Origin of the sequence: Exiguobacterium sp. s141 (assembly GCF_018618085.1) — a bacterium.
GTDB classification, from domain to species: domain Bacteria; phylum Bacillota; class Bacilli; order Exiguobacteriales; family Exiguobacteriaceae; genus Exiguobacterium; species Exiguobacterium mexicanum_A.
Genome location: NZ_JACSLJ010000002.1, coordinates 315443 through 336992 on the forward strand (window position 1 = coordinate 315443; position 21550 = coordinate 336992).

The following is a 21550-nucleotide window of genomic DNA, read 5'->3' on the forward strand; positions in this document are numbered from 1 at the left end:
AGGACGGTGTCAGGCGTTTGAGATGCGTGGCAAGTTCGAGAGCCGTTCGACGACCGCGTCAATCAGGCGGACACGGGCAAGGGCATCTTCGATTTCCATCGTCTCATAGTGATGCAGTCCGCCAGGTTGTTCCACGTACGTATCCGCATCATGGACGAGCTGTTGGAGTGGGGTACGTTGAATCCGGTTAGGCGGGAGATAGGAATCGGTATGAAGCAAAATCATGACCGAGATCTCTTTCGCGCGCGCCGGGTCTTCCCCGAGACGAATCAATAGCTTATGGGCGCGTTCGGCCCCTTTAATGGCATGAATGTCGTTTTGACGGTATAAATCGTAGTTCCATTTGCCTTCGGTGTACCATTCGTAGTGACCGATGTCATGGAGCAGAGCGGCTTTCGTCGCTAAATCCGTATCAAGCCCTCGTCGCGTCGCCAATTCGAGAGCGCGTTCACACACGTCGACGGCGTGTTTCAGACCGGAACGGGTCAAATATTTTTGGGTGACCGGATGTTGCATAATCGTCTCTAGCGTAATTCTCATATTCGCTCTCCTCCTTGGTGATTTCAAAGGTAATTTCTATTAACTATACGGGAATTGAAAAAGAAAAGCAAATTTGGAACGTGTGAAATGATGAAAATCTTCGAGATTGTTCATTCATTTTCATAAGAATGTGCTATAATTTAATTGTAGATTAGTGCAAGTTCAAGATTTTCAGATTCAGTAACGGTCGGTGGGTCGAGTCCTTATGGCGTTGGGGGTGAGAGACCATGAAAGAGCGTGACAAAGTATTGCAACAGAAAAAGAAACTTCTGAAGGAAGTCCTCAAGAAGAAATTGAAAGACTTACAAGTGAAGCCTGGCAAAGAGACGGTATCACAACCGGTTTCTCGAATGCCGGCGTCCTAGAACGGTCGTTCAAGGGTCGCATTCTCCTGAATGCGTCCTCTTTTCTTACCCGAGTGAGAAAAGTTATCATTGAAGTTTCAATAAATAAGAATTATTATAATTAAGTGGACGAATTTTTGGGTATACAAATAGAGTCACTTGAAAAAGATGAACGAACACTTGATCAGGGAGGAACGAAAATGGTCACATTGTACACGTCTCCGAGCTGCACATCGTGCCGAAAAGCACGGGCATGGCTCGAGGAGCATGATATTCCATTCACGGAACGGAACATATTTTCAGAACCACTCTCACTCAATGAGATCAAACAAATCCTACGTATGACAGAAGATGGGACAGATGAAATCATCTCGACCCGATCTAAAGTTTTCTCGAAAATCGACGTATCGGTCGATGCGCTTTCACTCCAACAACTATATGATTTGATTCAAGAATATCCAGGATTGCTCCGCCGTCCGATTCTGATTGATGAAAAACGTCTTCAAGTCGGATACAACGAAGATGAGATTCGTCGATTCTTGCCGCGCAAGGTCCGGACGTTCCAACTTCAAGAAGCGCAACGACTCGTCAACGAGTGAGGAAGCATACTGTCTAAGCAGTGTGCTTTTTATTATTCCGTTTTTCCGATAAAATAATAGTAACAACCCCACCATCAATAGATTGACACGTTAAAAAAAGGGTACTATGATAACAAGACAATTTCCCCTCTCCTCCTTAATTGTTGAAGTAGGAGTGAGGTGAGAAGGGAGTGGACAATCGTGAAAATTGAGCGCATCAACGACAACACCGTCAAATTTTTCATTACGTATGTCGATATCGAGAAACGCGGTTTCGCTCGTGATGAAATCTGGTATAACCGAGAACGTGGTGAGCAGCTGTTCTGGCAGATGATGGACGAAGCGCACGAACGAGAAGATATCTCGTTTGATGGTCCACTATGGATACAAGTACAAGCGTTTGAAAAAGGACTTGAAGTGACCGTGACGATCGCGAAAAATGTGATTGACTCTGATGACGATTCGGAGCTCGGGTCACTGTTGCGCTCGGCAATCGACGAGGCGCGCGATCAGCAATCGGTGCTTGATCAATTGAGTGAACTTGATGAAATCGAAGCCGAGCCGGAGGCGTGGGCTCCGCTCGCCATGGAAACGGATGACTTTGAGGCGATCATCTCGCTCAGTAAACGAGCAGGAGAGGCGTTGAACAACGTCAACCTTAAGTTATTCCATTACGACAATCGGTATTACTTGTGGATTGACTTCCCAGACGAGATGGAACCGGAAGAAGAAGAGAACGTATTAAGTCTCTTAGCCGAGTATTTGACGTTCAGCACGCAGACGTTAGCGATGCTTGAAGAATACGGCAAGCTCATTCTCGACGGGGATGTCTTCTCAAAAGTCCGTCACTATTTCTAAACCCTAATCGCCTGTTCATGTGGACAGGCGATTTTTTTACCAATTTATACATATGAAGAGGTGTCGTGATGCTCAAGCGGATTCAATTAAAGTTGGAAGATAGCACCTGGTTCGTCCCGTTTTTATACGGAGTGGGAGGGATCGCGTTAACGTTCCTGACTCAATATTTTGGAAGCTTCTTTCGGGAGCTGTTACCGGAAATCATTTATTTAGACAAGGATTCAGCAGCTTCTGTCCTGTCTTCGTCGTTCACGAGCCTCATGACGATGATGACGTTCAGCTTTTCGACGATCCTCGTCGTCTTGACGACGTATTCGTCGCAGTTCTCGCCTCGGACGATCAATAACTTTTTGACGAACTCGGCGTCGAAGCATACACTCGGCCTGTTCATCATGACGACGGTGTACGGCATAACGAACTTGTTCCTTATCCGGACATCGGATGAAGACGTCGTACTCGCTTCAGGCATCAGTGTCCTGCTCGTCGTCAGCTCAATTTGGGCGTTCGTTAAATTCATTCAAACAATCAGCGTCTCGATTCAAGCGGAACGCCTCTTATCGGCATTGCACCGCGAAGCGCTATCTGTCATCGAAAACCAAAGACGGGCGGTCGAAGAGGAAGACATGTACATCGTCCCGAAACGAACGGTTCACACGTTCGAAGGACAGGCGGTCTATGCCTCTCGAACGGGCTACGTCCAACTGTTCTCGAGCGGGAAGCAGGAGAGCCGTGACGTCGACTTCGAATCGGTCGTGGCCGTCGGGGACTTTGTAGCGGAAGGAGATATTCTCGGCTATTGGCTCGCAGAAGAAGCGCCCGATATCGACGTGTTCCAAATCGGTGAAATCCGTTCATCGATTCAAGACCCAGCGTTCGTCATCGAGAAGTTGAGTGAGATCGCGCTGAAAGGCGTCTCACCGGGCATCAATGATCCGAATACGGCGATTCACGCGATTCACTACATCGGCGATATTTTACGCGAACTGAGCCGATTGCCGGCAGGCGACTTTTTATTCTCCAACGACAAGAGTAACTGGCATGCCAAACGTAAAACGATGGAAGCGACATTGTTCGAGGCGTTCGCTCCTGTGAAGACGTATGCGAGTCACGACATTTTCGTGATGGCATCCGTCTTCGAGGCGATCCGAATCGCGCGGATTCAGGCACACGCCTCGCATGATGAAACGTTCGAGGACTTCATCGACTACTTTGAGGAAGCGCTCGACTTGGATGAGTTGCATCCACGAGAGAAAGCGTTCTTGACGAATCAGATGACGAAAGCACGGAAAATACGTGATTAACGAGAAAGGAAGGGGTCCGAGAAGACCCCTTCCTTTCTGTGCATCATGAGAGGGTATAGCCCCCATCGACCGTAATGGCTTGGCCGTTGATATAGCTCGACGCCTCACTCAACAAAAAGGTCACGACCGGCGCCACTTCATCCGGTTTAGCGGCATGTCCCCGGAAATGATGGGTCATCGCCTCTTGGAACTTGGCTTCCCCGCCGTACAACTTGTGACTGAGCGGGGTGTCGACCGGACCGAAACAGACCGCATTGAAGCGGATTTTGCCTTTCATTCGATGGGCGAACGTCTTCGTCAAGGCGATGACGGCCGCTTTGGAGGCGGCGTATGGACCGAGCATCGGTGGGAATTTGACGTGGCCGACGATGGCAGCGTTGTTGACGACGCTCGCTCCATTCGCGAGGAGCGGGATAGCGCGTTGGATAAGTCGGTTTGTCGCGAGCACGTTCAGTTCAAAGACGTCATCGAACGCGGACGCAGGCAACCGTTCTGGTGTCCCGGGGCGCCCGAACGTCGCCGCGTTATTGAATAGTCCGTCTAACGTGATGGCCCGGTCTTTGAGTTCGTCCATCATCGCCTCGATGTCGTCGTGTTGGGACAAATCGCATGCCATAAACGTGACGCGAGCGGATGCCGCCTCGATTTCTTCGCCTCGTGCCTCGTCTCGGCCGATGCCGATGACGTCATGTCCTTCCTCTGCTAACCGGAGGGCGACGGCCCGTCCAATCCCGCTCGTCGCTCCCGTAATCAAAAATGTGCCCATATTTCGTTCGCTCCCCTCAAAAGATGGCGTTAAGTTGTATAATTATGATAATACAAGATAGAAACGGGGTCAGTTTATAATATGTTGCGACGCATACAAGTCCTTTTATCCCTGATTTTGCTCGCAGGTCTCATTGCCGTATTATCATATTACTGGAGCTCCCAAGTGATTGGCTTGTTCTCGGTGCTCGTCTTTTTGACGACGTTCAGCATTTTGCTCGTCATCTTGCTCGAGAACCGCAATCCGCAACGGACGCTCATTTGGGCGATCGTCATGCTCGGCTTCCCGGTCGTCGGTCTGTTCGCTTATTTCGTGTTCGGACAGAACTATCGCCGGAAGCGGATGTTCAAAGAGAAAGCGATGCTCGATGAAGAGACATACCTCGCCTATCGTCAGAAGGCGATGACGTTGTCGCCGTCACTCATGTTCTCCCACGATGATTATGAGAAATTGCTCCATTTGACGTCGTCACTCAATCAATTACCCGTCTCGTCAAACACGTATACGCAAGTGCTGACGAACGGGCAAGAAAAGTTTTCGAAACTGTTGCCCGCCTTGAAAGGCGCGACCCGCCACATCCATCTCGAATATTATATTTTCCGGGAAGATCGTATTTCTCGGGAAATTCAACGCATTTTGATCGACAAGGCGAGGGCGGGGGTCGAGGTCCGCTTCTTGTACGATGCCGTCGGCTCGATCCATACGAGCGGGACGTTCTTCGACGAGATGCGGCAAGCAGGCGTCCACGTCCAAGCCTTCTTCCCCGTCGTCTTGCCGCTCGTGTCGAGCAAGACGAACTACCGCAACCACAGGAAGATTGTCGTCATCGACGGCACGGAGGCGTTCACCGGCGGGTTGAACGTCGGTGACGAGTATTTGGGCGAACATTCGAAGTTCGGCTTCTGGCGTGACACGCATCTGTACGTCAGAGGGGAAGGGGTGTCGGAACTGCAACTGATCTTTTTGCAGGACTGGTACTATATGACGGGCGAGCGCCTGTTCACTCCGTTTTATCTCGAACCGCTCGAGACGGTACGCAGCGCGAGCGGGGGTGTGCAGATCGTGGCGAGCGGACCGGATGAACCGTATGAGACGATGAAGTCGATCTATTTTGCGCTGATCAACGCCGCGAAAAAATCGGTCTATATCTCTTCGCCGTATTTGATTCCCGATGAGGACATCATGAGCGCGCTCAAGACCGCCTCGCTATCAGGTATTGATGTCCGGATCGTGCTCCCGAGTTATCCGGACCATAAGATCGTGTTTTATGCGAGCCGGTCGTACTTCGAGGAGCTGCTCAGCGCCGGTGTAAAGATTTATCTGTATGAAGAAGGGTTCATGCACTCGAAAGTCATCGTCGTCGACGATGGGCTGGCGACGATTGGGACGGCGAACATGGACTTCAGGAGCTTCCACCTCAATTTCGAGGTGAATGCGCTCTTATACAACACGAATTCCGTCCATCAGCTCAAGCAAGATCTCTATAAAGACTTTGAAGGGTCACACGAGTTGGAGTTGCAGGCGTTCTCGGAACGGTCGTACTTCATCAAACTCGTCGAGTCATTGGCCCGAATGTTTTCACCACTACTATGAGGGGGAAGCGGGATGCGGTTTGCCATCGATCGGACAGGGGGGTATGTCGATGCCCTTACGTTAAGTCGGGGGCGGATCGAACCGTTTGCCCCTTTTGTGTGTCCAGAATGCGGGGAACGGGTCATCGTCAAGCAAGGTGTGAGGCGACGGCTTCATTTCGCACATGTCCATCCGTGTGGACGAGGCGAGTCGACGGGGCACCACGAAGACAAATGGGGTGTTCGGCAGTGGCTTCAGACACAAGGTTACGCCGTCGAACAAGAAGTCGTCATCGGCGCACGTCGTGCCGATTTGCTGGCCCGACGCGACGATACGAGTCTCGTCATCGAAATTCAAGCGTCGACGCTCACAATCGAGTCTTACGTCGAGCGGACGAGACATTATCGCGACAACGGACTCGATGTCGTCTGGCTGGCGAGCGGATTAGAACCTAGTGCTTGGCCTTCATTGCAGCCGTGGATGCGTCACGAACTGTTTAGACGGCATGGCCTCCATGTCCCTTACAAGCAATCACTTTATCGTTTCATTGGCTTCCCGATATCGGTTAGACGCGGCGTTGGTCATTGGCAGACTGTATCGTCATTCTCGAGTTCGCCGTTCGAATGTTATTATCGTTTCGACGCCCAACAATGGGTTCAACTCGTCCGGCGCCGCCGGATGACCCCGCCCTATCCGACGCCGCAGTACCGCCGGCTCGTCTTGAACCGGTTGTATCCGATCGGAATGCTACCGTCTCTTATGCCGAGTTGCTGTTACTTGCCGTTATCCTCGCTTTGGGGCATCCACGTCCATCCGTTCACGTTTCAGACGGTGTTTTATTTGAATCGGCGTGAGCGTCCCGGCGACTCCGTCGCGTGGAGTATCGAAAAGACGTGCCGCCAGTTTGACGTGACCCCGACAAGCGACTTTCTTCAAGCGTTTGAAGTACAATGGAGACAACTCTTGAACGTGTTTGATGTGACGGAGTCGGTGCGGGATTGGCACGTCCCAAAGATGCTAGAGACGGCCCTTCTCCACGATCTTCGATTATTTCAAGGGTTTCAGCGATTCATGGCGAAATCGTATACAAACTAGGAAAAGGAAGTGGACATATGTCAGAAGTACTCACACGAAAAGAAGTACCCGTCGAGGAGACGTGGAACTTGGAGACGATTTATGCGGACGATCAGGCGTGGGAACACGATTTTGAGGCATTGAAAGCAAACGTGCCGGCCTTGGTCGAGTTTAAAGGTAAACTCGGGGAATCAGCCTCTACTTTGTTTGAAGGCCTACAACTTCGCGACGACATCTCGCGTCAATTGCATAAACTGTATACATACGCCCATATGCGTTATGACGAAGATACGTCGAACAGTCATTATCAAGCGTTGAACGACCGGGCGGGCTCGCTCGCGGCCCAAATCTCGGCTCAGCTCGCATTCATGACGCCGGAACTGCTCGCCATCGATGAGAGTCAAATCGAGGCGTTCATGGCGGAACACGAATCGCTCAACGTCTATCGCCATGCGTTCGACGAGTTGGCGCAAGAGCGTCCGCACGTGTTGACGGAAGCCGAAGAGGCGATTCTCGCTCAAGCTGGTGACGTGCTCGGCCAGTCGAGTTCGACGTTCGGCATGCTCAACAACGCCGATTTGAAATTCCCGAAAGTGAAGAACGAGAAAGGTGAAGACGTCGAATTGACGCATGGCCGTTACATCACATTCCTCGAGTCGAGCGACCGTAGCGTCCGCGAAGGGGCGTTCAAGGCGATGTACGGCACGTACGAGCAATATTTGAACACGTTCGCCTCGACGTTGTCAGGCAGCGTGAAGAAGGATAACTTCTATGCGACGGTCCGTAAGTTCGAGAGTGCCCGTCAAGCGGCGCTCTATCATAACGCCATCCCGGAAGCGGTATACGACGGTCTCGTCGAAGCGGTGAACGAGCGCCTCGACTTGTTGCATCGTTACGTCGCGCTCCGGAAACGGGCACTCGGTGTGGACGAGCTGCATATGTATGACTTGTATACACCGCTCGTGAAAGACGTGGACATGAAAATCCCATATGACGAAGCGAAAGACTTGATGGTCAAGGGTCTCGCACCACTCGGTGACGAGTACGTCCAAATCGTCAAGGACGGTCTCGATTCACGCTGGGTCGACGTCCGTGAGACGCGTGGCAAACGGAGCGGTGCTTACTCTTCAGGCGCGTACGACACGCAGCCGTTCATCTTGATGAACTGGCAAGACAACGTCAACAACTTGTTCACGCTCGCCCATGAGTTCGGTCATTCGGTCCATAGCCATTACACGCGTGCGTCGCAGCCGTATCCATACGGGGACTACTCGATCTTCGTGGCCGAAGTGGCATCGACGACGAACGAGGCGCTCTTGAACGACTATTTACTGAAGGCGCGTACAGACCGCCAAGAGCGGCTCTATCTCTTGAACAATCAGCTCGAGACGTTCCGTGGCACGTTGTTCCGTCAGACGATGTTCGCCGAGTTCGAGCATATGATCCATAAAGCGGCCCAAGATGGCGTCTCGCTCACACCTGAGTACTTGAATGAGACGTACCTCGAGCTCAACAAGCGATACTTCGGAGACGAGCTCGTCATCGATGGGGAGATCGCCTTCGAATGGGCACGGATCCCGCACTTCTATTACAACTACTACGTTTATCAGTATGCGACGGGCATCTCGGCGTCGGCCGCATTGTCGCAACAGATCATGGACGAAGGGGAACCGGCCGTCCGTCGTTACATCGACAAGTTCTTGAAGGCCGGGTCGAGCGATTATCCAATTGAAGTATTGAAGGCGGCTGGAGTCGATATGACGACGAAAGCACCGGTGCTCGCAGCGCTCGATCAGTTCGAGGCCGTGCTAGACGAGATGGAAGCGTTACTTTTCCAATAAAAGAAGCGGGGCGTGAACATTATGTGACAATATGAACAAAGTGCTTGTCACGGTGCGCTCGTCTCGGTATATTATAAGTGTGAAATCAATCACAAACCCCTTTTTTGACCGTAAACTTTCTCCCAACCTGTGATCTGTATAGATACTCGGGTACGATGTTTTCCGTCCCCGCGGGAAACATCGAAAAAACCCACGGCTCCCCGGCCGTGGGTTTTGTTGTGTCATTTATTCGTCGCCCAAGCTTCGCCGCTGCAGCCCGGGACAGGCCGACAACGTTGTTGGAGCGACAGTTTTTTTAATTCTCTTTCGATGACAGGCTTGTCGAGCTCTAAAATGAAAGCGAGCTCGGTAATCGTTGAGGCGTCATAGTGTCCTAACACTTTCTCGACGCTCCAATCGGTCTCACGGGTCGGTACATAGCCGAGCAGTTCGGCCATGACAGCCTGATAGACGTCATACGGATAGAGTCCTTCGATTTTGAGCGCCTCGTCACGCGTGACGAACGTCAAGGCGGGAAGCGATTCGATTTCCCAGTCTTTCAAGATCTCATGATCGACCGCCAGTGCGCTCAGCAGTTGATTGGATTGGATATCGGCAGCCAACTCATCGATGTCGAGTCCATAACTGACGAACGAGCGGGCGATTTCCCATAAGTCGCTGTCGCTAGAGCCATCCTTCAAAAAGATATCGTTAATATGCAGATGGCGCATGAAGCGCATCGCATGACGTTTCCCTTGTAACTCCATAGCCTTGATCATCGTGAGAAGGCGAACCTCTTCTTGACATCCGCCAACACAACTAGGAACCGTCGAAACCATACGGAAACGAATCAAGTGCCCGTATTCAAGTTCGAGTTTTTTAATGAGTGTCATCACGTGAAGCCCGTCTGGATCTGAGATGTCCATGAAATAGAATAACTCTAATGGCTTATATGTTACTTGGATAGAAGATTCTTCCAATGAACAGGATGACTCATTACATTGTTCAAGTTCCATTGTGTCGCCTCCTCTCGTAAACAAAAATCAAATATATCGTATGCTCATTGTAGCAACGAAAAAAAAAGGTTGGCAACGTATCTGCTCAACCTTGGTTTCGACGCATCTTTTCTTCCATGAATCGAACGATTTTATTTTTGGCGGGCCGGAGGGGAATGCCATGGCGATGAAGAAGCTGTTCGAACGCGATTTTGCCCTTCGCTTCATCGGTCACTTCAAATTCTATTTCATAGTCGTGAATCTCCAAATAATGACTTTCGTCGAGGACGAGCAGACCGTCTGGTGTCTCGATTTCCGCGCGTTTCGTCTCAAGGCGACCGAGATGTTCGAGCGGGCCGGACAAGTCGAACGCGGCGAGCGCCTCTTTCATTTGGTCGTCATGGATGATGCCGTATTTGAACAAGTTTTCGGCCTCTGCCTCATTGATTGGGGCATGCGTCTCGAGCAGTCCAACGTCATGCGGTTGTTTGAGTGTCAACACTTGGCCATGTTTTTTCTCGCGAATTCGTAGGGCGGCGCCGTGCTTCTTCAGTTCGAACGTCGGTGTATCGAAATAGTCATTCGCTTGCCATTTCACTTTGTCCGTTAAATCGTAGGCGGTGAGCAAGGTCTCATACTCGTCTTTCGTCAACATCGATTTGAATTCAATTTCCACTTCTTGGGTCATAAATCATCGCTCCATTCTATGAACAATTGTTCGTTTATGATACCATACAATCGGATACATACGGAAAAAGCAGGGTTTTCCGAAATGAACGAAAGTGGTGACAGCATATGCAATCAATGGATTGGGATCAATTTTTAGTGCCGTATCAAATCGCGGTCGATGAACTGAAAGTTAAATTCAAGGCGATTCGGAAACAATATAAATCTCAAAACGACCACTCACCGATCGAGTTTGTCACGGGACGGGTCAAACCGGTCGGTAGCATTCTCGAGAAGGCGAAGCGAAAGCAAATCCCTTACGACAAGTTGTCGACGGAGATGCAAGACATCGCCGGACTCCGCATCATGTGCCAATTCGTGGACGATATCGTCCACGTCCTTGAACTGCTCCATCACCGGACCGACTTTAAAATCGTCGAGGAACGTAACTATATCACGAACCAAAAGGAATCGGGCTACCGCTCTTACCATTTGATTCTCGAATACCCGGTTCAAACGATTCATGGCGAGTTCCCGACGCTTGTCGAAGTACAAGTGCGGACGCTTGCGATGAACTTTTGGGCAACGATCGAGCACTCGCTCAACTATAAATACGACGGGGATATGCCGGTCGAGGTGCAGGAGCGCCTGCGCCGGGCGGCTGAAGCGGCATTTTTGCTCGATGCCGAGATGAGTCAGCTCCGCGTCGAGATTCAAGATGCACAGCAAGTGTTCCGGGATAAAGAAATGAACGTCCAAACGGACCAAGACTAGGGGGCCAAGGCATGCAGTTTGCGATTGTAGCACGGGGAGACGCGCGTTCGGCCGATATTGCGCGCGAGTTGACGAATAAATTGACCGAAGCGGGGCATTCGGTCTCGAAAGAGCCGCGGATCGTCGTCTCGGTCGGTGGGGATGGGACGATGCTCCAAGCGTTCCACGAATATATCGACCGGCTCGATGATACGCTGCTCGTCGGGATTCATACGGGCCATCTCGGTTTTTACGCCGACTGGCAACCAGACGAGCTCGACGAGTTGACGGAAATGATCACGAGCGAATCGTTCGAACCGGTGTCTTATCCGCTCGTCGAGGTGCTCATCGATTACGAGGACGGGACGACCGAACGACAACTCGCCATGAACGAGTGTACGATTAAAAACTATAAACGTACGCTCGTCTGTGACTTGTCGATTCGCGACGATTATTTCGAGACGTTCCGCGGTGACGGGTTATGTATTTCGACACCATCCGGGTCGACAGCCTATAACAAAGCACTCGGGGGTGCCATCGTCCATCCGTCGATTGAAGCAATCCAAGTGACGGAGATGGCGTCAATCAATAACTTGGTGTACCGGACGATCGGTTCACCGCTCTTGTTGCCGAAGCATCATCAAGTGAAGATCGAGCCGCACACGAAAACAGAATTCGAACTCGCGTTCGATCACCAAGAAGCATTGTCGTGGTCGAACGTGCGCTCGATTCGCTGTGCGGTCGCGAAAGAAAAAGTGACATTTGCCCGGTTCCGCCCGTTCCCATTTTGGCGACGGGTCCGGGAATCGTTCATTGAGGAAGGGAAGTAACCGATGTACGGATTCACATTGCATCGCGTCGCGGGGGCGAACGTCCCGCTGCGCGATTTTTTAATGACAGACTGCGGCATCTCGCGCAAGATGTTGACCCAAATCAAACAAGGGGGGCTCATCCTCGTCAACGGAGAGCCGCGGACGGTACGTTATGACATCAGCGAAGGAGATGATGTGACGGTCCATTTCCCGGTCGAACAGCCGGCGGAGACGATGGTCCGCTCGTCACGCCCGCTCACGATCCTGTTTGAGGACGACTATTTGCTCGCCGTCGATAAACCGGCTGGGATCGCGACGATCCCGTCCCGGCTTCATCCCGACGACACGCTTGCCAATGCGGTGCTCGGATATTACGAGCGAATCGGATTACAGTCGGCGATTCACGTCATCAATCGACTCGATCGTGACACGAGCGGCGTCGTCTTGTTCGCAAAATATGCGTACGTGCACCATCGGTTCAGTGAATTGCAACAGACCGGGGACTTGTCACGGACGTATCTCGCTCTCGTCGAAGGTGAGGTTTCGCCACAGACGATTGACGCTCCCATCGGCCGTGCCCCGGATTCAATCATGGAACGAATCGTGACGGCAGACGGACAGCACGCCGTGACCCATATTCTCGAAGTAGAGCCGCACGAGGCATATACAGCGCTGACGATCGCCCTCGAGACCGGACGGACGCATCAAATCCGCGTCCATCTGCGCCATATCGGGCATCCGCTCCTCGGGGATACGATGTACGGTGGTAAGACCGTACTCGACCGTCACGCGCTCCACAGCGCCTCGGCGACGTTTTGCCACCCGATGACGGGCGAGAGACTCGTCATTGAGGCGACATACCCGCATGATTTTCGACTTGAAGCATAATACAAACAGTCCCGCACTCAGCTGAGCGCGGGACTGTTTTTCAATCGTCGTCGAACATATACGATTTTGATTTCGACGCGACGTTCATGACGAGGCCGATGGCAATCATGTTCATGATGATCCCGGTCCCGCCGTAACTGATGAACGGTAACGTCAGACCGGTGATTGGAAGGACACCGATCGTCATGCCGATGTTCTGGAAAATTTGGAACGTGAACATGGCGATGACTGCGGTCACGATGTAACTGCCGAACGGACTGCTTGCCTCAAGCGCGATATGAATCATCCGGTATAAGAACAGGAAGAAGACGATTATCACGATGGCCGCACCGATGAACCCATAATGTTCAGCGATGACGGCGAAAATGAAGTCGGTCTGCGACTCCGGCAAATAGACCAAACCTTGACCGTACCCGGCCCCGAACATTTGACCGGACCCGATCGCCTGAAGCGATTTAATCAATTGGAACGCCAAGTCGTCGGAATACTCATACGGATAAATCCACGCTTGGAATCGATTCAAGGCGTGTCCCGGAACAAAGCTTTGCAACACCTCGAAATGGGAGAAGAACAAGTACATGAAACCGCCGATTGTCACGGCAGCGGCGCTGAACAGACCGAGCAACCATTTCCAGCCGATTCCGGAGACGATGATGATGGCCCCGAGCATCGTGATGAGAACCAGCCCGGTCCCTAAATCCGGTTGCGTCACAATCAGTCCGAGCGGCGGAATGGCGAGTAGGACGAGCTTCATTAACAGCCACGTGTCCTGTTGGGATGAGCCGTAGCGTTTATTATGGTCGTAGACGATCGTAGCCATGGAGATGAGCAAAAACAACTTCATGAATTCGGCCGGTTGAAAACTGAAACCTGGCACGTTGTACCAGCCGTACGCCCCGTTGATGTTTGGAACGAGTGTCGTATCCCGGAGCGGTATCAAGCCCACTAGCAGCAAGAGCCCGAAGGAATAGAGATACCAGTGAATTTTTCGCAACTGTTCGTACTCGATCGTCATGATGGCGAACATGGCCACGAACCCGATGATGTAACGGATTGCTTGATCGAATGCGAAGTTGATATGTTGTAATCGTGTCGGCAACATCGGTTGTGCCGTGTAAATGGCGCCAAGGCTTATGACCATCAAGAAAAAGACGATTGTCAAAAGTGTCGTGTCTAAACTTCTTAAATAAGATTGAATGCGGTTCATGATGAAGTCGTCTCACCCTTTCTATACGTATTTTATCTTACCGTAAGTTAAAAAAATCGCAATACGTTACGCGCTAGTTGACAAAACAGACACCATTCTGTAATCTGATAACAGATGTTATAACCAGGTACTAAAAAGGGGAGTTTACGATGTCAATCTATCCAACGTTAACGAATAAGACGTATGTCGTCATGGGAATTGCCAATAAACGCTCGATCGCATGGGCGATCGCGAAGACGCTCGACGCGGCAGGTGCGAAGCTCGTCCTTACGTATGCGGCCGAACGCTTCAAATCAGGTCTTGAGTCGCTTGCGGCCGATTTGAACGGAGAGGCCCTACTTTTAGAATGCGACGTCACGAACGACGAAGCGATCGATACGACGTTCCGTACGATTCACGAACAAGCAGGGCCGATTCAAGGAATCGCCCATTCAATCGCATTCGCTGACAAAGAAGCACTACGCGGCGAATTCTCGGAAATGACGCGCGGGCAGTTCGCGCAAGCGCTTGACATTTCGGCGTACAGTTTGACGGCAGTTGTCAAAGCGGCCAAGCCGTATTTCGCAGAAGACGCTTCGGTCATCACACTCACGTACCTCGGCGGTGAGCGCGTCGTCCCGAACTACAACTTGATGGGTGTCGCAAAAGCAGCCCTCGACTCGAGCGTCAAATACTTGGCGAACGAGTACGGACCTCACGGCGTCCGCGTTAACGCGATCTCGGCAGGACCGATTCGCACGTTATCGGCCAAAGGTGTCGGCGACTTTAACAGCATTTTGTCTGAGCTTGAACAGAAGGCGCCACTGCGTCGCAACGTCTCGGCAGAAGAAGTGGCCTCGACGGGCTTGTTCTTGTTATCGAGCATGGGCAGCGGTGTGACAGGAGAAGTCATCCACGTCGACAGCGGTTATCATATTTTGTAAATATAGGGGAAGGGCGCAGCGATGCGCTCTTTTTTGTATTATTCCGACCTGATTTCGGGTAAGGACCTGTGAAGGAGGTTGGATCATGGGTCCTTATCAGATTGATTTCACGGTCGTCCAATATGGAAATCGCCAAGTTCAACCGACAGAACGGGCGAATATCGAGCCGGTCACGCGGATTCAGCGTGTCCAACGAATCCGGCCGCGCCAAGAAGAATGGCTAGAAGCCGAACAACAAAACAGCCCCGGTCGATTTGTCGACCGGAGCGTGTAATCTTATCCGCGGAACCGGAACGTCTCATAGACGTTCCATGTTTCGTTTTCGAGCTCATACATGACGGCCATACGGTTGACCGTTTCCTCGAAATGAACTTGCTCCATGCGCATCCGTTCGAGCACGTCGAACAGTTCGGCATCGGTCAAATCTTGCCCGATGGTGATGTGCGGGAGAAACTCGTATTTGGGAGGCTGGTTGAGAAGCCCCTCGTGGAGCTTGTCTTGGAGCGCTGACAGTTCGCGCGTCGGCAACACTTTTAAGTAGAGGACGTTGTTCGTCGGTGCGAACGAGCGGACCCCATCAATTTTTAATTGGATCGGTTTGGTCGAGTCCGCGACTTGTTGCAAATACTCGAGCACTTTCGGTAAATCGGCTTCGTCAATCTCCGTGCGTTCCTTGATTGTCACGTGTGGTGAAATCAAGGCGTACTTCGTATCGTACCGCTTCCGATACGAATTGGCGAAATCTTGAACTTGTTTTGATGGAAATAAGACTACCCCAATCTTCATTCCAGTTCCCCCTTTATAAAGTGGTCTACTTTTTTATGATGACCGATTTATTGAATGAAGTCAAAGCGGGCTTAGTCTTTTTTTCGAGTTTTCAGTATAATAGAGGTTGAGTACTTCGGGAGAAACCTTCTCGAGATGAAAGGATGTGTAGCGGGAGTGTTCCCGCCTAGATGATGAAACATGTACCACACTCACGAGACGTACGCGAGGCCGCACGGGCTCGCTTGATTGAACGGGGCGTATCGATTGAATCGATCGCCGAGATCGTCTATCAAATGCAGGCGCCGTATTCGCCACACTTGTCATTGAAAGACTGCACGGAATCGGTCGAGGCCGTGTTAGATAAACGAGAGCTCCAACATGCGATTCTCGTCGGATCAGAACTTGATATTCTCGCCGAACGCGGACAGTTGTCCGAGCCACTGTTGTCAATCGTGGCATCGGACGAGGGCTTGTTCGGTGTCGATGAGACGATTGCCATCGGGGCCGTCAACACATATGGTTCCATCGCCGTCACGACGTTCGGATACTTAGACAAAGCGAAAATCGGCATCATCAAACAGCTCGACACGAAAATGGAAGATGGTCAAGTCCATACGTTCATGGACGACCTCGTCGGCGCGATCGCGGCGAACGCATCGGGACGCTTGGCGCACCGCTTGCGCGATATGACCGACTTTGGCGAAGACGAGATGCGGGAACGGAAAGGCTTGTATTAATGACACCGCGCTCAAACATGTTGGCGATCACCGGGGCGATCAGTTTCGTGCTCTTCTCGGTGGTCGTTGTTTTAGGTTGGGTGGTGCCGGTTGATCGCTTCGTCACGTCTACGCTTGACCCGCTCGCCGGTCCGCTGTTCGTCTATGTGACCGAGCTCGGCAGCGTGAAGGTATTGATCGGCCTGTCGTTTATCGGCATGCTTTATTTTTTGTGGCGGGGCGACCGGTTCGAGGCGTTTCGTTTACCGATTGTCGTCATTACGACGCTACTTGTGACGCAAGGGCTGAAACTCATCTATGGTGTCGACCGGCCGTCGATCGATGCGGCGCTCGACGCGACGACGTACAGTTTCCCAAGCGGTCATGCCTCAGGGTCACTCGCGTTGTATGGACTGCTCGCCGTATTGGTGTATCGACGTAATGAGACCGTCGCCGGCTTGATTCTGCTCGTCACACTGACGTTGGCCGTCTCGTTCAGCCGGGTCATCTTGAACGTCCATTATTTTAGTGACGTCATCGGAGGCTGGCTCGTCGCCCTTGTCATCGTGGCGGGGTCAGAAATGGTAAGGAGGAAACAAATTTGATTCTTGTAACACAAGTCGAAACATGGTTGTTTATGGACCGCGACCGGGCTGATGCGGCGGAAGCGCCGACGATCCTGGTCGAAAAGGATGCGTCCGGAGCCAAATCGTTCACCGCGATGCGAACATTGTTCCAACTGAAGAAATGGACAGGGCAACACCGCTTCGTGCCGCTCTTGTCGTGTGATGAAGCGGCTTATCGAGCCTACGAGGTGTTTCATGTCGATGCCAAGCCTCCGTTCGCCATCCTTGAATCGGGACATGTATTGATGAAGGACAATGAGCGGGATGAGGCCTATGAAGGCGCCCTGCGCGACGCAGGTGTCACGACAGACCGCGAGCGGATCGCGTTCGCAGCGGATTACCTTGAACGGGAACTTGGTGAACCGGTCATACTCGCCATCGATGAGGCGATCACGTCGCATCCCCGCGTGCCAGATGACGTATGCGTACCGGGAAATGTGATGCAGACAAGTGAACGGCTGTTCGCTTGGGCGAACCGACAACAAGCGGAGAGAGGTGACGTACGATGAACGAGTGGGAACAAAAGATCCAAGCACTACTCGACGGTTCGGTCGAAGAGTTACTCGTGCCAAAAGACGATTTTTTGACGGTCCGCTCGCTGTTGATCGACAAGGGCTGGATGTTTGAAGTCGTCGGGGAAGCGAAACACGGGGGCGTCACAATTTATCGGAAGAACAAACAAAGCGCGTCCTCTTAAGAGGAACGCGCTTTGTTTGTTTAGGCATTTAGGCGTTAGAAGCCAACTTGATTTTTTGTCGTTTTAACTTGTGTAATAACCAGGCATGTAACACTTCACAAGAATGGTGAGGAAGGGTCAGTTCAACGAGCGGGTGTGACTGACCGAATATAGTGAAGCGCGAATGGTCCTCGTCGAGCATCGATACTTGAATATTGGTCGCTTCTTGAAGCGAAATCCGTTGCTCGCCGGCTACTGCATCTTTTAGTTTCAGCACTTTTCCATTCGTCGCAAACTTGGTGAACGAAGACATTCCCTGTACTTTCAGTTGTTCCATCTCGTGTATCTATCCATCCGCATGATGAATAGATTTTCACCTCGCTTTCTCTATATTGCCTTCCATTCCTCCAGAAGGTTATTCCTAGTATACCGTCCTCGCGATAAAAGAAAAGACTTAATTTAACGAAAAATTAAGACAATTTGTTATCAATTTTTAAAAATAGTGTCACAGGCGCATCGCTAAGGGATTTAAGGTGTAATCCGTATGGGTGGGATAACAAAAAAGAACCTGATGAGATCAGGTTCGACAAAGATTCATGCAGGGATGAACTCAAAAGCGTTCGATCTCCCACGTGCGCCGGCGATACGTCAATTGTCCCTTCAACGCAATCGATTCCTTCTTCGCGTCAAAGTCTTCCTCGAGGACGGACATGTCCTCGTAACGTCCCGCGACATAGAAGGCGATCGACACGTGGCGATTGAATAGACTCCGTTTCGTATGGTCAAAATCGATGATCAAGCCTTGCGGTGACAACGCCAAAATTTCATCGATCACCGGGAGGGGGATGGGGACAAAACTGATGTTACGGATGTCCCGATCGAGTTTGCTTTGCAAGACGCTTTGGAGAAACTGGCTAATCGTCGACCAGTCTCTGATGTAGAGGCTGCTGTGACGGTCGTTCGACTCGTTGAAGAAAGCGATCTCGTTTTGAATCGAGTTGAGGAACGGCCCCTTCAAACCTCGTTCCATGTGGCTGAGGAACAAAATCTCGGCGATTTCATGGTCTGATAACGATTCGAGCAGGTGGTAGTCGGGAAAGTCGATAGCAGTGAAGCTTGTTTGATTGTTTAAGTATTTCGTCGAGAACGTCGACAGTTCGTGCGCCTCGATATAGCGAAACCGGGTCCGGGACGACTGTCTCATCCCTTTTATGTCCGTGCGACAGATGATCATCGGGCGAGCGAGTGATAGCGCCTCGGTGACATCGCTCAGCGTCACGCCGTGAAGTGTAAAACGTTGCAGTTCTCGGTCTTGTTTAATATAGAACAACTGTTTTGACATGTTTATCCCCTCAGTTCAAAGTCACTATAGTTTGATTTTAGCAAATCCCTATCGAGAGCGCCATGTTTGAGCGGTTCGGGAGGATTGAGATGATGGTTTTTTTGGGAAAATGGTTATAATTGAGGAAAAGAAGCAGAAAGGCGGATTCCATATGTGGGGGTTGAAAAAAAGTTTTCCTGAACTCATAACGAGTCGGTTCATCTTAAGAGAACTCGAACCCCGTGACGCGAGGGCGCTCTATGTGATTCTCTCGACCGAGGAAGTGATGCGCTATTACGGGTCTGACCCTTTATTGGCCGTATATGAGGCGAAGAACGTTATCGCTTATTTCAAAGACCAGTTTCAACAAGGCAAAGCGATCCGCTGGGCGATCTGCGACCGTGAGACGAACGAACTGGTCGGGACCATCGGCTTTCATAACTGGACGCCCCAATACTTTCGTGCCGAGATCGGCTTTGAGGTTGCGCCGAACCACTGGCGTCGCGGCGTCGCGCATGAGGCGGCATCGGCCGTCATCCGGCACGGGTTCGACGAGTTCAAGTTTCATCGCATCTCGGCGCTCGTCGCCCCGGAAAACGAAGGGTCGAACCGGTTGGTGCAGAAGCTTGGATTCACGGAAGAGGGGCTACTTCATGATTATGCCTATAGTCATGGCCGTTTCATGGACTTGACGATGTATCGTCTCTTGAAAGAGGAATGGAATGAGAGGGAGGAAAGATGATGAGACAACTTGTGCTGTTACACGGTTTATGTGGGTCACCTGACTACTTTGAGGAACTTATCCCGTTGCTTGATGCGGAAGTATATGCGCTGACGCTGCCAGGTCATGCTGGAACCGAAGCAGGACCTGAGACGATGGACCAGTTCGCGGATTGGGTGGTCGCCGAGATGCGGCTCCGAGAACTCGACCGGCCGATCGTGCTCGGCCATTCATTCGGCGGCTACATCACGACAAACCTCGTCCGCCGTTATCCGACCGAGTTGTCGGGATTCGGTTTGATCCACTCGACGGCAGCGGCTGACCCGGAAGAAGCAAAAGCCAAACGCAATCAAGCGATCGAACGAGTGATGGAAGAAGGGGTCCATCCGTTCATCGATACGATGATTCCCGGCGTGTTTGCGGCTAATTCCGACACTAACTTGATTGAACGCGCGAAACAAATCGGGTATGAGATGTCGAAGGAAGGGGTCATGTCTGCCCAGCTCGCGATCCGCGATCGGGCCGACGAAACGGAGACCGTGCGTGAAACGGGATTGCCCGGACTATTCCTCTATGGGGACAAGGATCCGAACATGGGCGCGGATCGTGCTTTCTTAGGCGCAGAACATCACACGAAACAAACCGTCCCAAGCAGCCATATGGGGATGATGGAGGAGCCTGAATTAGAAGCGCGACTCATCAACGATTGGCTTAAGGAGGTGCGACATGTCTAAATTCAAACTTGTCGCCGTGTCAGGGAGTCTTCGGAAAGCGTCGTTCAATACGGCGTTGCTCCACTCGATTATCGAGCTCGGCCGTGACCGCTTCGATGTCGAAATCGCTTCGATTGAGATGCCGCTCTATAACGGCGACTTGATCGACCCGGATGAACCCGAAGTCGTGCGCGACTTCAAACGAGCTGTGCGTGAGGCGGACGGTCTGCTCGTCGTCACCCCGGAATATAACCACAGCATCCCGGGTGTGTTGAAGAACGCAATCGATTGGCTGTCGCTCGAACCAGGCACGCCGCTCCGTGAGAAACCGGTCATGATTGCCGGGGCGTCTCCGGGCATGCTCGGGACGGCGCGATGTCAAATTCATCTCCGTCAAGTATTTGCCACAAATCGCGCTAACGTTTTACCAGGAAATGAAATCTTTATCACGCATTGTAAAGAAAAGATTGATGATACTGGATTGCATGATGAAAAGTCGCGGCAACAAATCGACCGAGTATTATCGGAGTATTACAATTGGATTGAATTTTGGAAGCGTCAAGCAAAAAATTAACTTGAAGTCGCCCTGATTGTTTGATAGAAATGAATTGTGAAAACAAACACAAAGGGAGCGACAGCAAAAATGGAAACGTATATTGAACTGTACAATGGCGGCGAGTTAGAGGACCGGGCAGTCATCAATGACGGGATGACGTTCGGCCGGATCACGATTGTGGAATTATTCTATCAGACGGGCCATATTTTCGGATACGTTAAGGCCGATGGAGAGAAACGTTTCTTCCTCGAACCGGTCGCCGGGGACGATACGTTCATCGTCGAAGGGGATCGTTATTCGCTCCAACAGTTCATCGCCCTATTTTGATGTTCACGACGCAAGCGACTCGCTTGCGT

Annotated in this window: 28 protein-coding genes; 20 read left to right on the plus strand and 8 right to left on the minus strand. The window is 51.4% G+C overall.

What is annotated here, in order from left to right:
- Window positions 1–9: 9 nt before the first annotated feature.
- Window positions 10–540: an HD domain-containing protein gene (locus tag KNP74_RS06120; RefSeq protein WP_034776944.1), complete on the minus strand. Its 531-nt coding sequence runs from the start codon at window positions 538–540 to the stop codon at window positions 10–12.
- Between the two features lie 227 nt (window positions 541–767).
- Between KNP74_RS06120 and KNP74_RS06125 the strand changes: the two genes are divergently transcribed.
- The 4 genes from KNP74_RS06125 to KNP74_RS06140 all read left to right on the plus strand — a co-directional run bounded on the left by KNP74_RS06125 (window position 768) and on the right by KNP74_RS06140 (window position 3621).
- Window positions 768–905: a hypothetical protein gene (locus KNP74_RS06125; RefSeq protein WP_016510424.1), complete on the plus strand. Its 138-nt coding sequence runs from the start codon at window positions 768–770 to the stop codon at window positions 903–905.
- Between the two features lie 179 nt (window positions 906–1084).
- Window positions 1085–1483 carry a transcriptional regulator SpxA gene (gene spxA, locus KNP74_RS06130; protein ID WP_015881217.1) on the plus strand — a complete coding sequence of 133 codons (399 nt, stop codon included), beginning with the start codon at window positions 1085–1087 and terminating at the stop codon, window positions 1481–1483.
- 180 nt (window positions 1484–1663) lie between these two features.
- Window positions 1664–2320, plus strand: a complete 657-nt coding sequence (mecA, locus tag KNP74_RS06135; RefSeq protein ID WP_214763835.1) for an adaptor protein MecA — start codon at window positions 1664–1666, stop codon at window positions 2318–2320.
- A gap of 68 nt (window positions 2321–2388) precedes the next feature.
- A complete protein-coding gene (locus KNP74_RS06140) occupies window positions 2389–3621 on the plus strand; it encodes a DUF2254 domain-containing protein (RefSeq protein WP_138859695.1) in 1233 nt (410 codons plus the stop codon).
- A 43-nt stretch (window positions 3622–3664) separates the two neighbouring features.
- On the opposite strand, the gene KNP74_RS06145 is transcribed toward KNP74_RS06140, so the two are convergent.
- Window positions 3665–4387 (minus strand): SDR family NAD(P)-dependent oxidoreductase, encoded by a 723-nt coding sequence (locus KNP74_RS06145; protein ID WP_214763836.1) that lies wholly within the window; start codon window positions 4385–4387, stop codon window positions 3665–3667.
- Window positions 4388–4468: 81 nt separating this feature from the next.
- On the opposite strand from KNP74_RS06145, the gene cls reads away from it, so the two are divergent.
- From cls to pepF, 3 genes are read left to right on the plus strand one after another with little or no spacing between them, the layout of a single operon-like run.
- Entirely contained in the window at window positions 4469–5980 is a 1512-nt protein-coding gene (gene cls, locus KNP74_RS06150; protein WP_034776952.1) for a cardiolipin synthase, read from the plus strand.
- A 12-nt stretch (window positions 5981–5992) separates the two neighbouring features.
- On the plus strand, window positions 5993–7054 hold the full coding sequence (locus KNP74_RS06155; RefSeq protein ID WP_214763837.1) for a competence protein CoiA: 1062 nt from the start codon (window positions 5993–5995) through the stop codon (window positions 7052–7054).
- Between the two features lie 17 nt (window positions 7055–7071).
- On the plus strand, window positions 7072–8874 hold the full coding sequence (pepF, locus tag KNP74_RS06160) for an oligoendopeptidase F (RefSeq protein WP_214763838.1): 1803 nt from the start codon (window positions 7072–7074) through the stop codon (window positions 8872–8874).
- Window positions 8875–9095: 221 nt separating this feature from the next.
- Here the strand turns inward: pepF and KNP74_RS06165 are convergent, their stop codons facing one another.
- Together KNP74_RS06165 and KNP74_RS06170 are read right to left on the minus strand one after the other, a co-directional pair.
- Window positions 9096–9869: a DsbA family protein gene (locus tag KNP74_RS06165; protein WP_138859691.1), complete on the minus strand. Its 774-nt coding sequence runs from the start codon at window positions 9867–9869 to the stop codon at window positions 9096–9098.
- Between the two features lie 85 nt (window positions 9870–9954).
- Window positions 9955–10536 carry a CYTH domain-containing protein gene (locus KNP74_RS06170; RefSeq protein ID WP_205729338.1) on the minus strand — a complete coding sequence of 194 codons (582 nt, stop codon included), beginning with the start codon at window positions 10534–10536 and terminating at the stop codon, window positions 9955–9957.
- Window positions 10537–10643: 107 nt separating this feature from the next.
- Between KNP74_RS06170 and yjbM the strand changes: the two genes are divergently transcribed.
- From yjbM to KNP74_RS06185, 3 genes are read left to right on the plus strand one after another with little or no spacing between them, the layout of a single operon-like run.
- Window positions 10644–11288, plus strand: a complete 645-nt coding sequence (gene yjbM, locus KNP74_RS06175) for a GTP diphosphokinase (protein ID WP_034776960.1) — start codon at window positions 10644–10646, stop codon at window positions 11286–11288.
- An 11-nt stretch (window positions 11289–11299) separates the two neighbouring features.
- Window positions 11300–12097 carry an NAD kinase gene (locus tag KNP74_RS06180; RefSeq protein ID WP_034776962.1) on the plus strand — a complete coding sequence of 266 codons (798 nt, stop codon included), beginning with the start codon at window positions 11300–11302 and terminating at the stop codon, window positions 12095–12097.
- A 3-nt stretch (window positions 12098–12100) separates the two neighbouring features.
- Window positions 12101–12967 carry an RluA family pseudouridine synthase gene (locus tag KNP74_RS06185; RefSeq protein WP_214763839.1) on the plus strand — a complete coding sequence of 289 codons (867 nt, stop codon included), beginning with the start codon at window positions 12101–12103 and terminating at the stop codon, window positions 12965–12967.
- A gap of 40 nt (window positions 12968–13007) precedes the next feature.
- Here the strand turns inward: KNP74_RS06185 and KNP74_RS06190 are convergent, their stop codons facing one another.
- Window positions 13008–14174 carry an FtsW/RodA/SpoVE family cell cycle protein gene (locus KNP74_RS06190; RefSeq protein WP_214763840.1) on the minus strand — a complete coding sequence of 389 codons (1167 nt, stop codon included), beginning with the start codon at window positions 14172–14174 and terminating at the stop codon, window positions 13008–13010.
- A 149-nt stretch (window positions 14175–14323) separates the two neighbouring features.
- On the opposite strand from KNP74_RS06190, the gene fabI reads away from it, so the two are divergent.
- Window positions 14324–15097, plus strand: coding sequence for an enoyl-ACP reductase FabI (fabI, locus tag KNP74_RS06195; RefSeq protein ID WP_131433674.1), 774 nt, complete (start codon window positions 14324–14326; stop codon window positions 15095–15097).
- Window positions 15098–15182: 85 nt separating this feature from the next.
- Window positions 15183–15371, plus strand: coding sequence for a hypothetical protein (locus KNP74_RS06200; RefSeq protein ID WP_021066964.1), 189 nt, complete (start codon window positions 15183–15185; stop codon window positions 15369–15371).
- Between the two features lie 2 nt (window positions 15372–15373).
- On the opposite strand, the gene KNP74_RS06205 is transcribed toward KNP74_RS06200, so the two are convergent.
- Window positions 15374–15883 carry a YjcG family protein gene (locus KNP74_RS06205; RefSeq protein WP_034776969.1) on the minus strand — a complete coding sequence of 170 codons (510 nt, stop codon included), beginning with the start codon at window positions 15881–15883 and terminating at the stop codon, window positions 15374–15376.
- 173 nt (window positions 15884–16056) lie between these two features.
- On the opposite strand from KNP74_RS06205, the gene KNP74_RS06210 reads away from it, so the two are divergent.
- Genes KNP74_RS06210 through KNP74_RS06225 form a run of 4 tightly spaced genes read left to right on the plus strand, consistent with a single transcriptional unit; the run spans window position 16057 to window position 17904 of the window.
- The gene (locus KNP74_RS06210) at window positions 16057–16602 is read left to right on the plus strand and encodes a phosphatidylglycerophosphatase A family protein (protein ID WP_034779805.1); all 546 of its coding nucleotides are present in this window, start codon (window positions 16057–16059) and stop codon (window positions 16600–16602) included.
- Window positions 16602–17186, plus strand: a complete 585-nt coding sequence (locus tag KNP74_RS06215) for a phosphatase PAP2 family protein (protein WP_138859687.1) — start codon at window positions 16602–16604, stop codon at window positions 17184–17186. The genes KNP74_RS06210 and KNP74_RS06215 overlap by 1 nt, the downstream gene beginning before the upstream one ends.
- On the plus strand, window positions 17183–17716 hold the full coding sequence (locus tag KNP74_RS06220) for a hypothetical protein (RefSeq protein WP_214763841.1): 534 nt from the start codon (window positions 17183–17185) through the stop codon (window positions 17714–17716). Before KNP74_RS06215 ends, KNP74_RS06220 begins: the two co-directional genes overlap by 4 nt.
- A complete protein-coding gene (locus KNP74_RS06225) occupies window positions 17713–17904 on the plus strand; it encodes a nucleotidyltransferase family protein (RefSeq protein WP_138859685.1) in 192 nt (63 codons plus the stop codon). Before KNP74_RS06220 ends, KNP74_RS06225 begins: the two co-directional genes overlap by 4 nt.
- A gap of 28 nt (window positions 17905–17932) precedes the next feature.
- On the opposite strand, the gene KNP74_RS06230 is transcribed toward KNP74_RS06225, so the two are convergent.
- Both KNP74_RS06230 and KNP74_RS06235 read right to left on the minus strand, forming a co-directional pair.
- On the minus strand, window positions 17933–18220 hold the full coding sequence (locus tag KNP74_RS06230) for an FHA domain-containing protein (RefSeq protein ID WP_214763842.1): 288 nt from the start codon (window positions 18218–18220) through the stop codon (window positions 17933–17935).
- Between the two features lie 273 nt (window positions 18221–18493).
- Complete coding sequence (locus KNP74_RS06235; protein WP_138859683.1) at window positions 18494–19225, minus strand: hypothetical protein; 732 nt, start codon at window positions 19223–19225, stop codon at window positions 18494–18496.
- Window positions 19226–19376: 151 nt separating this feature from the next.
- Here KNP74_RS06235 and KNP74_RS06240 point away from each other — a divergent pair, with 151 nt between their 5' ends.
- The 4 genes from KNP74_RS06240 (at window position 19377) to KNP74_RS06255 (ending at window position 21521) form a co-directional block, all read left to right on the plus strand.
- A complete protein-coding gene (locus KNP74_RS06240) occupies window positions 19377–19946 on the plus strand; it encodes a GNAT family N-acetyltransferase (RefSeq protein ID WP_034776985.1) in 570 nt (189 codons plus the stop codon).
- Window positions 19946–20659: an alpha/beta fold hydrolase gene (locus KNP74_RS06245; protein WP_214763843.1), complete on the plus strand. Its 714-nt coding sequence runs from the start codon at window positions 19946–19948 to the stop codon at window positions 20657–20659. Before KNP74_RS06240 ends, KNP74_RS06245 begins: the two co-directional genes overlap by 1 nt.
- Window positions 20652–21212: an NADPH-dependent FMN reductase gene (locus KNP74_RS06250; RefSeq protein ID WP_214763844.1), complete on the plus strand. Its 561-nt coding sequence runs from the start codon at window positions 20652–20654 to the stop codon at window positions 21210–21212. The genes KNP74_RS06245 and KNP74_RS06250 overlap by 8 nt, the downstream gene beginning before the upstream one ends.
- Before the next feature lie 69 nt (window positions 21213–21281).
- The gene (locus tag KNP74_RS06255) at window positions 21282–21521 is read left to right on the plus strand and encodes a hypothetical protein (RefSeq protein WP_138859680.1); all 240 of its coding nucleotides are present in this window, start codon (window positions 21282–21284) and stop codon (window positions 21519–21521) included.
- The last annotated feature ends 29 nt before the right edge of the window (window positions 21522–21550 follow it).